Here is a 4,383-nt window from a genome sequence, read left to right as displayed (position 1 = left end):
TTTACGACACCTCCGGCCCGTACACCGATCCGCATGCCGCGATCGATCTGCATGACGGCCTGACTCCGCGGCCCGGTGTCGTTGGCAACAAGGGCACGCAGTTGCAGCGGGCACGGGCCGGCGAGATCACGGCGGAGATGGCGTTCATCGCCGCGCGCGAAGCCGTGCCCGTCGAACTGGTGCGTGACGAGGTGGCCCGCGGCCGCGCGGTGATCCCGGCCAACCACAACCACCCGGAGGGCGAGCCGATGATCATCGGCAAGGCCTTCGCGGTGAAAGTCAATGCGAACATCGGCAATTCGGCGGTGACGAGCTCCATCGCCGAGGAAGTCGACAAGATGGTGTGGGCGACCCGCTGGGGCGCGGACACCGTCATGGACCTCTCCACGGGCAAGCGGATCCACGAGACGCGGGAGTGGATCCTGCGCAACTCGCCCGTGCCCGTCGGCACCGTGCCGATCTACCAGGCGCTGGAGAAGGCCGGTGGCGACCCGGCGAAGCTGACCTGGGAGATATACCGCGACACCGTCGTCGAGCAGTGCGAGCAGGGCGTGGACTACATGACCGTCCACGCCGGCGTGCTGCTGCGCTACGTGCCGCTCACCGCCAGGCGCGTCACCGGCATCGTCTCCCGCGGCGGGTCGATCATGGCCGCCTGGTGCCTCGCGCACCACCGGGAGTCCTTCCTGTACACCAACTTCGTCGAGCTCTGCGAGATCCTCCGCCGCTACGACGTCACGTTCTCCCTCGGCGACGGGCTGCGACCGGGCAGCATCGCGGACGCCAACGACGAGGCCCAGTTCGCCGAGCTGCGCACGCTCGGCGAGCTCACCCACATCGCCCGCGAGCACGACGTCCAGGTGATGATCGAAGGCCCGGGCCACGTGCCGATACACAAGATCGCGGAGAACGTCCGGCTCGAGGAAGAACTCTGCGGCGAGGCGCCGTTCTACACGCTCGGTCCACTCGCGACGGACATCGCGCCGGCGTACGACCACATCACGTCGGCCATCGGCGCGGCGCAGATCGGCTGGGCCGGCACCGCGATGCTCTGCTACGTCACGCCGAAAGAGCACCTCGGCCTGCCCAACCGCGACGACGTGAAGACCGGCGTGATCACGTACAAGATCGCCGCGCACGCCGCCGACCTCGCCAAGGGGCGGCCACGGGCGCAGGAGCGGGACGACGCGCTGTCCAGGGCACGCTTCGAGTTCCGGTGGACCGACCAGTTCAACCTTTCGCTCGACCCGGACACCGCGCGCGAGTTCCACGACGAGACCCTGCCCGCCGAACCGGCGAAGACCGCGCACTTCTGCTCGATGTGCGGGCCCAAGTTCTGCTCCATGCGGATCACCCAGGACGTGCGCAAGTACGCCGAGGAGCACGGCCTCGACACGGTCGGGGCGGTCGAGGCGGGCATGGCGGAGATGGCCGAGCGCTTCCACGAGCACGGTGATCGCGTGTACCTCCCGGTGGCGGACTCGTGACCACCACACCCCCGCGCGTCCTCACCATCGCCGGGTCCGACTCCGGCGGGGGCGCGGGCCTGCAGGCCGACCTGCGCACGTTCTTCGCCTGCGGCGCGCACGGGATGACCGCGGTCACCGCCGTGACCGTGCAGAACTCGCTGGGTGTGCGCGGGGTGTCGGTGCTGCCGGCCGACGTCGTCGCCGCGCAGATCGAGGCGGTCGCCGACGACATCGGCGTGCAGGCCGCGAAGACCGGCATGCTGGCCACCGCGGAGATCATCGCCGCGGTGGCCAAGGCGTGCGACAAGGTCCACATCGGACGCGACGGCGACGTGCCGTTCGTCGTGGACCCGGTCGCCGCGTCCATGCAAGGCGACCAGCTGCTGCGTGACGACGCGCTCGACGCGCTGCGCACCGAGCTGTTCCCGCGTGCCACGCTGGTCACGCCGAACCTCGACGAGGTCCGGCTGCTCACCGGCATCACGGTGACCGACCGGGCGGGCGCGCGGGAGGCGGCGCGGGCTCTGCACGCGCTCGGCCCGCGGTGGGCGCTGGTGAAGGGCGGCCACATGCGCGGCGACCCGGAGTGCGTCGACCTGCTCTACGACGGCTCGGCGTTCCTCGAGCTGCCGGCCGAGCGGGTCGACACGAAGCACACGCACGGCGGCGGCGACACGATGGCGTCGTCGATCACCACGGCGCTGGCGCGCGGCATGCCGGTGCCGGACGCGGTGCGGTTCGGCAAGCGTTTCGTCACGGAGTCCGTGCGCCGCGCGTACGCGCTGGGCGGCGGCGTCGGCCCGGTGTCACCACTGTGGCGTATCAAGCCCCTGGAGCAGATCTGAGACCTGTCTCGTGGATGTCGTGCGTGGCGGTCTGGTTAGTCTTCGTGGACGTGAGAGACAGAGCCCGAGCCCTGGTCGAGCACAAACGATTTCAGCAGTTCATCATCTGGGTCATCGTGCTGAACGCGGTGACGCTCGGCCTGGAGACGTCCCCGGCGGTGATGGCCGACTTCGGCGCCGTGCTGCACGTCGCCGACCGGATCATGCTCGGCATCTTCGTCGTCGAGATACTGCTTCGGCTCTACGCGGCCCGCGGGAAGTTCTTCGCCGACGCGTGGAACGTCTTCGACTTCATCGTGGTAGGCATCTCGCTGATCCCGGCGACCGGGCCGTTCTCGGTGCTGCGGGCGCTGCGCGTGCTGCGGGTGTTGCGGCTGGTCTCCGCGGTGCCGGCGATGCGCCGCGTGGTGTCGGGGCTGCTGGCCGCGGTGCCCGGGATGGCGTCGATCGGCGCGCTGCTGGGACTGGTCATCTACGTCGCCGGGGTGGTGGCGACCAAGCTGTTCAGCGGGATCTCGCCGCTGTACTTCGGGGATCTGGGCACGACGCTGTTCACGCTGTTCCAGACGATGACCGGCGAGGCGTGGCCGGAGGTCGCGCGGTCGGTGATGGCGCAGGCGCCGCTGTCGTGGATCTTCTTCGTCGTCTACATCCTGGTGTCGAGCTTCGCGGTGCTGAACATGTTCATCGCGGTGATCGTGAGCGGGATGGAGCGCGAGGTCACCGACGACCTGGCCCGCGCCGAGGATCAGCACGCGGCCGACCAGGCGGCGTCGGACAAGGCGATCCTCGACGAGCTGCGCGCGTTACGGGCGGAGATCGCCGCCCTCCGCACGGAACGCACCTCCTAGCGCGGCGGGCTCGACGCGTGGGCCCAGAACCGTTGGGGCACCCGGCCCGCGGACCTGGCCAGCCGGCCCGCGGTCACCGCGTGGCGCATGGCCGCCGCCATCCTCTCCGGATCCGTCGCGCGCGTCACCGAGGTCGCCAGCAGCACCGCGTCGCAGCCGAGCTCCATCGCCAGGGCCGCGTCCGACGCCGTGCCGATGCCCGCGTCCAGGATCACCGGCACGCCCGCGCGGGCCACGATCAGCTCGATGTTGTGCGGGTTGCGGATCCCGAGCCCGGTCCCGATCGGCGAGCCCAGCGGCATCACCGCGACGCAGCCGGTCTCCTCCAGGCGCAGCGCCAGCACCGGGTCGTCGTTGGTGTACGGGAGGACCGTGAAGCCGTCGGCCACCAGCGTCGACGCCGCGTCCAGCAGCTCCACCGGCTCCGGCAGCAGTGTCCGGTCGTCCGCCACGACCTCCAGCTTGACCCAGTCCGTGCCCAGCGCCTCGCGCGCCAGCCGCGCGGTCAGCACCGCCTCGGCCGCGGTCCGGCAGCCCGCCGTGTTCGGCAGCGGGTCGATGCCCAGGCGGCGCAGCAAGTCCAGCACGCCGGTGCCGCCGTCCGCGTCCACGCGCCGGAGGGCCACCGTCGTCAGCTCCGTGCCGGACGCGACCAGCGCGCGCTCCAGCACCGCCAGGTTCGTGGCCCCGCCGGTGCCCGTGATCAGCCGCGACGAGTACTCGCGGCCCGCGATGACCAGTGGATCGTCCACGTCAGCCTCCCTGCACGGCGGTCAGGATCTCCACGTCGGCGCCCGGCGCCAGCACGGTGCGCTCGTGCGACGCGCGCGTGCACACCTCGCCGTCGACCGCGACCGCGATGCCCGAGGCCGGCAGCTCCAGGACGGCCAGCAGCTCCGCGACCGTGGCACCGGCCGCGACGGACCGCGCGACGCCGTTCACTCGAACCTCCATCAGCCCCTCCTCGTCGGCACGTGGCGGGCCGGATCCGCGGCCAGCACCGCCTCGGGCGGCGCGCCGCCGTCGACCAGCGCGCACACGGCGTCCGCCGTGATCGGCGCGAGCAGCAGCCCGTTGCGGTGATGACCCGCGGCGACGAGCACGCCCGGCGCCAGCTCGCCGACCAGCGGCAGGTTGTCCCGGCTCCCCGCGCGCAGCCCCGCGGCCACCTCGGTCAGCTGGTACTCCGCGAGCCCGGGGACGACCAGCGACGCGTCG

General features: G+C 71.5%; 6 protein-coding genes. 3 read left to right on the top strand and 3 right to left on the bottom strand.

Annotation, left to right across the window (positions count from 1 at the left end; genetic code table 11):
* The 3 genes from thiC to VH969_RS01215 form a co-directional block, all read left to right on the top strand.
* Positions 1-1,487: phosphomethylpyrimidine synthase ThiC (thiC, locus tag VH969_RS01225; protein WP_331968890.1), on the top strand; the 1,487-nt coding region annotated here is incomplete at its 5' end.
* Positions 1,484-2,314, top strand: a complete 831-nt coding sequence (gene thiD / locus VH969_RS01220; protein WP_331968886.1) for a bifunctional hydroxymethylpyrimidine kinase/phosphomethylpyrimidine kinase — start codon at positions 1,484-1,486, stop codon at positions 2,312-2,314. The genes thiC and thiD, both read left to right, overlap by 4 nt.
* A 44-nt stretch (positions 2,315-2,358) precedes the next feature.
* A complete protein-coding gene (locus tag VH969_RS01215; RefSeq protein WP_331968893.1) occupies positions 2,359-3,165 on the top strand; it encodes an ion transporter in 807 nt (268 codons plus the stop codon).
* Here the strand turns inward: VH969_RS01215 and VH969_RS01210 are convergent.
* The 3 genes from VH969_RS01210 to VH969_RS01200 all read right to left on the bottom strand — a co-directional run.
* A complete protein-coding gene (locus VH969_RS01210) occupies positions 3,162-3,917 on the bottom strand; it encodes a thiazole synthase (protein WP_331968882.1) in 756 nt (251 codons plus the stop codon). The genes VH969_RS01215 and VH969_RS01210 overlap by 4 nt on opposite strands.
* 1 nt (position 3,918) lies before the next feature.
* Entirely contained in the window at positions 3,919-4,119 is a 201-nt protein-coding gene (gene thiS / locus VH969_RS01205) for a sulfur carrier protein ThiS (protein ID WP_331968879.1), read from the bottom strand.
* Positions 4,119-4,383: FAD-dependent oxidoreductase (locus VH969_RS01200; protein ID WP_331968876.1), on the bottom strand; the 265-nt coding region annotated here is incomplete at its 5' end. The genes VH969_RS01200 and thiS, both read right to left, overlap by 1 nt.

Source organism: Actinophytocola sp. (genome assembly GCF_036555685.1).
Lineage (GTDB): Bacteria > Actinomycetota > Actinomycetes > Mycobacteriales > Pseudonocardiaceae > Actinophytocola.
This window is presented reverse-complemented; position numbering and strand designations above follow the sequence as displayed.